Origin of the sequence: Microcoleus sp. Pol12B4 (assembly GCF_036701385.1) — a bacterium.
In the GTDB taxonomy this organism is placed as follows: Bacteria; Cyanobacteriota; Cyanobacteriia; order Cyanobacteriales; family Microcoleaceae; genus Microcoleus.
Map to the genome: position 1 here is coordinate 1 of NZ_JAUBQR010000040.1, position 5,002 is coordinate 5,002.

Below are 5,002 nucleotides of genomic sequence, written 5' to 3' on the forward strand. Positions count from 1 at the left end.
AAAGGTTAAGATTCTAATCTGACCCTCCTGCAATCATTGCTTCACCTCCTATGGCAGAAACCTTATTGTTCAACGCCCTCCGCGAGGCGTTAGACGAAGAAATGGCCCGCGACTCCGCCGTATTCGTACTCGGCGAAGACGTAGGTCAATACGGCGGTTCCTATAAAGTCACCAAAGACCTCTACAACAAATACGGCGAACTTAGAGTGCTCGACACCCCGATCGCCGAAAATAGCTTTACAGGCCTAGCAGTAGGCGCAGCAATGACGGGACTGCGACCGGTCATCGAAGGCATGAACATGGGCTTTTTGCTGCTGGCCTTCAACCAAATTTCCAACAACGCCGGAATGCTGCGCTACACATCCGGTGGCAACTTCAAAATGCCAATGGTAATTCGCGGGCCAGGCGGCGTGGGCCGGCAACTCGGCGCGGAACACTCCCAGCGCTTAGAAGCATATTTCCAAGCTGTACCGGGTTTGAAAATAGTCGCCTGTTCGACTCCCTACAACGCCAAAGGACTCTTAAAATCAGCCATCCGCGACGACAACCCCGTTCTGTTTTTCGAGCACGTTCTTCTTTACAACCTCAAAGAAAATTTGCCAGAAACAGAATATTTAGTGCCGCTGGACAAAGCAGAAATTGTGCGATCGGGCAAAGATGTCACCATCCTGACTTATTCCAGGATGCGGCACCACGTCTTGCAAGCCGTGCCCGCCCTGGTAAAAGAAGGTTACGATCCAGAAGTAATCGACCTAATTTCTCTCAAACCCCTGGACATGGAGACAATTGGCGAATCCATTCGCAAAACTCACAAAGTAATCATTGTAGAGGAGTGCATGAAAACAGGAGGCATTGGTGCCGAACTCATTGCTTCGATTAGCGATCGATTTTTTGACGAACTCGACGCACCGGTTTTGCGCCTGTCTTCACAAGATATTCCCACACCTTACAATGGGAATTTGGAAAGACTGACAATTGTCCAGCCTACTCAAATTGTCGAAGCCGTCCAAAAAATGGTAGCTTTGCGAGTATAAATAGTGATTAGTCAGTAGTCATTGGTTGACTGTTGACTGTTGACTGTTGACTGTTGACTGTTGACTGATGACTGATGACTGATGACTACAATCTGCCAACCGCCAACTGCCAACTGACAACTGCCAACTGACCAATGACTAATAATTAAATATGCAAAAACAACGTTCAATATTAGCCCTAATTTTTGTTTTAATCATCGCCGCTATTACTGTAATAGTAACAATTCCGACGCGGCTGGGATTAGACTTGCAAGGAGGATCGCAACTCACAATTCAGGTAAAAACTACCCCCACGATTCCCAAAATAGACCAGGGAATGTTAGAAGCTGTGCGGCGGATTGTCGAAAACCGGGTTAACGGTTTGGGAGTTTCCGAAGCATTAGTCCAAACAGTAGGAGAAGACCAAATTCTCGTGCAGTTGCCCGGAGTAAATGACCCGCAGCAAGCAGAACGAGTTTTGGGCGGCACGGCAAAGCTAGAATTTCTGGAACAACTGCCTGGAACAGAAGCACAATTAGCCATTGAAAGGCAGTTGCAGCAGGAATTGCTGGTCAAACAAGCAGAATTGAAAACCAGCCCTAATGAGGCAGCAATTAAAGAAAATCAGGCTGCTTTGAAAAGAAGCAATGAGGCGATCGCCAAACTCTTCAAAAGCAGCGGACTCGGTGGCGAAAACCTCAAAGACGCTCAACCTCAACCCTTGGCCTCTGGGAACAACTGGAACGTTGCTCTTGTTTTCGATACCAAAGGAGGCGAACTCTTTGCCCAACTCACTAAAAATTTAGCGGGAACCGGACGCAGTATCGGTATTTTTCTAGACGAAAGAATGATCAGTTCTCCAGTCGTCGGCGTTGAATTTGCCCAGACAGGAATTACTGGTGGGAGTGCCGTAATTCAAGGCAACTTTACAACGCAAGAAGCCAACGATTTGGCAGTGCAATTGCGCGGTGGTGCTTTGCCTGTGCCGGTCGAAATTGTAGAAAACCGTACTGTCGGCGCTAGCTTGGGTAAAGACAGCATTCAAAGCAGTATTAACGCAGGTATCGGCGGCTTAATTTTGGTCTTGATTTTCATGGTTGCCTACTATCGACTCCCCGGCGTAATTGCCAATATTGCGCTGTTAATTTATGCTCTGTTAACTTGGGCAGCTTTCGTGCTCTTGGGAGTGACATTAACGCTGCCGGGAATTGCTGGTTTTGTGCTCAGCATCGGGATGGCTGTGGATGCTAATGTGCTGATTTTTGAGCGCACGCGAGAAGAGTTGCGGGCGGGGAAATCGCTTTATCGATCGGTCGAATCCGGTTTTTACCGGGCTTTTTCCAGCATTTTAGACGGCAACGTCACAACAGTTATTGCTTGTGCTGCTTTGTTCTGGTTAGGCGCAGGTTTAGTTAAAGGGTTTGCTGTAACTCTGGCATTGGGCGTATTAGTGAGTATGTTTACTGCGCTCACTTGCAGCCGCACTCTGCTGTTCGTAGTATTGAGCTTTCCAGCATTGCGGAAACCTCAGTGGTTCTGTCCTAATTTGTCGAAAACTGCTAATAGTTAACTGTTGACGGTTGACGGTTGGCTGTTGACTGTTGACTGTTGACTGTTAACAGACTACGTAAGGTACGCATTGCCCACCCTACATTGAGAAGTTTTTCTTCCTTCTTTCCTTCCTCTTCCTTCTTTCCTCTTCCTTCTTCCTTCTTCCCTCTTCCTTCAAATTATGAAATTCAGTGTAATCAAATATCGATCGCTCTGGTGGAGTATTTCCGCCGCTATAATCCTCGCAGGTATAGTGTCGATGGCGATTTCTTGGACTCGTCCCGACATCCGCGCACCACTGCGCCCCAGTTTGGACTTTATCGGCGGCACTCGGCTGCAATTTGAACTCGACTGCACGAAACCGGAAAATTGTAAACCCATCGATCTTGCTGCTGTCCGCCAAGTCTTGGACACCCAAGGTTTGGCAGGTAGCAGCATTCAAGTTATCGGCAAAGAACAGCGCGGTTTGTCGCTGCGAACAAAAACTTTGGATGTCGAACAGCGGACTAATTTGCAAACAGCTTTGAGCGAGAAAATAGGCGCTTTTGCTCCTCAATCTACTCAAATTGATACGGTTGGGCCTACCCTCGGCAAACAATTATTTACTTCGGGATTGTTGGCTTTATTTCTTTCCTTTGCTGGAATTACGGTTTATCTAACATTCCGGTTTCAGTTGGATTATGCCTTTTTTGCTTTCGTTGCTCTCTTCCACGACGTGTTGATTACTCTTGGTGTTTTCTCGTTTTTGGGTTTAGTTCAAGGAGTGGAAGTTGACAGCTTATTTGTGGTAGCTCTATTGACAATTATCGGTTTTTCTGTTAACGATACAGTGGTAATTTACGATCGCGTGCGCGAAGTAATCAAGCTAAATCCGGGACAGTCGATCGATCAAATTGTCGATGATGCGGTCATGCAGACGCTGGGAAGGTCAATTAACACGACGATGACAACACTGCTGACTTTGTTTTCAATCTTTTTGTTTGGCGGCGAAACCCTCAAATACTTTGCTTTAGCATTGATTGTCGGCTTTATTGCGGGTGCGTATTCCAGTATTTTCATTGCCAGTACGCTGCTAGCTTGGTGGCGCAGTCGCACCGGTCACTCTATCCCCGTCCCCGTAGAAGGAATCAACCAGTCAGAGGAAGTTTAATTGACTGTTGACGGTTAACTGTTGACGGTTAACTGTTGACTGACTAATAATAAATCATCAATAACCAATAACTAATGACAAATGACAAATAACAAATGACTAATGACGAAACTTTTCAAATAGAAGTCCAAAGGCTTCACAAACTAACAGTTTACGGCCGCTGGTTAACTGTGATATTGCTGTGGATTAGCGTTGGTTCTTTGAGCATTTGGGGTTTGCGCCGCGAAATCGCTTTGTGGTTAGAACACTTCACTTGGGCGGCAGTGCGCTACGGTTTATCTTTTCATCGCTGGCCGACTCTCGGTTTGGGTTTGTGCTTGGGAATGACTTTAGCAGTGCTAACTTGGCAAAGTCGCAATACAGTACGAGGATTGCCCATGCGGGAAAAACAGGGTTTGGAACAACAAGTTCGCCGCATTCGCCAGCGAGGGCCGAGTCACCCTTTGTGGAAGTGGGTTTGCAAAGGTTCGCGGTAGCCGACAGGCTTTATTCTTTAATCTCTTAAAGAGGGACGAAAGTTTGACTCTGAAGCGGTTTCAAACGCCGAGTCCCTAACTTTTATTGCTTCTTCCTTCTTCCGACTTCCATCGAACTGATATCCGTTACATCCGTTACATCTGAAATCTTGCACCATTCTCAATAAGCTTTTTATGAGCAGGCTTTCGGGCCTGTTCCACAAACAGTGAATTTTCTTGTGAAACAGGCCGGAAAGCCTGTCCTTGAGAATGGTGCAAGATTTCAGTTACATCCGTTACATCGGTCGAGCGAATCCGTTGCCGAACTTCCTTCTGCTGTATCACGCAAAGCGAGGCAAAATCTGTGCTACGGAAGACTGTTGCAGTGGAATCTCGATCGCAAATTCTGCTCCTTTTCCCGGTTCCGAAAAGCACTTCAATTCGCCGCCGTGTTGGTTGACAACAATTTCATAGCTAATCGACAGTCCCAAACCCGTTCCTTGGCCGACTGGCTTAGTAGTAAAGAAAGGGTCAAACAACCGCTTCCGAACATCTTCTGTCATCCCCGGGCCATTGTCAGAAATTTTAATTATTACCTTTTTTTTATCACTTAACTCGGTGCGAATCCGAATCGTAGGAATTAGGCGGGTAGACTTAGAAACTGATGATTGAGTCTTTGTACAAGACTGGTTTTCTTCGGCTGATTGCGACTTATTCGTGTTTTTTTTATCAATCTTTTCGTGTTGTTTATTAGACTCAACCAGAGCGTAAATTGCATTAAGTAAAATATTCATAAATACCTGATTGAGCTGTCCGGGATAGCACTGCACCAG

Annotated in this window: 5 protein-coding genes; 4 read left to right on the forward strand and 1 reads right to left on the reverse strand. The window is 46.3% G+C overall.

Annotated elements, in window-relative coordinates; all coding sequences use genetic code 11:
• Window positions 1-50 precede the first annotated feature (50 nt).
• The 4 genes from QUA38_RS08095 to QUA38_RS08110 all read left to right on the forward strand — a co-directional run bounded on the left by QUA38_RS08095 (window position 51) and on the right by QUA38_RS08110 (window position 4,190).
• Window positions 51-1,034, forward strand: a complete 984-nt coding sequence (locus QUA38_RS08095) for an alpha-ketoacid dehydrogenase subunit beta (RefSeq protein WP_333160730.1) — start codon at window positions 51-53, stop codon at window positions 1,032-1,034.
• A gap of 151 nt (window positions 1,035-1,185) precedes the next feature.
• A complete protein-coding gene (secD, locus tag QUA38_RS08100) occupies window positions 1,186-2,583 on the forward strand; it encodes a protein translocase subunit SecD (protein ID WP_333160732.1) in 1,398 nt (465 codons plus the stop codon).
• 162 nt (window positions 2,584-2,745) lie between these two features.
• Window positions 2,746-3,714: a protein translocase subunit SecF gene (gene secF / locus QUA38_RS08105; protein WP_333160734.1), complete on the forward strand. Its 969-nt coding sequence runs from the start codon at window positions 2,746-2,748 to the stop codon at window positions 3,712-3,714.
• 95 nt (window positions 3,715-3,809) lie between these two features.
• Window positions 3,810-4,190, forward strand: coding sequence for a hypothetical protein (locus QUA38_RS08110; protein ID WP_333160737.1), 381 nt, complete (start codon window positions 3,810-3,812; stop codon window positions 4,188-4,190).
• Window positions 4,191-4,510: 320 nt separating this feature from the next.
• Here the strand turns inward: QUA38_RS08110 and QUA38_RS08115 are convergent.
• The coding region (locus QUA38_RS08115) for an ATP-binding protein (protein ID WP_333160739.1) at window positions 4,511-5,002 on the reverse strand (492 nt) is incomplete at its 5' end.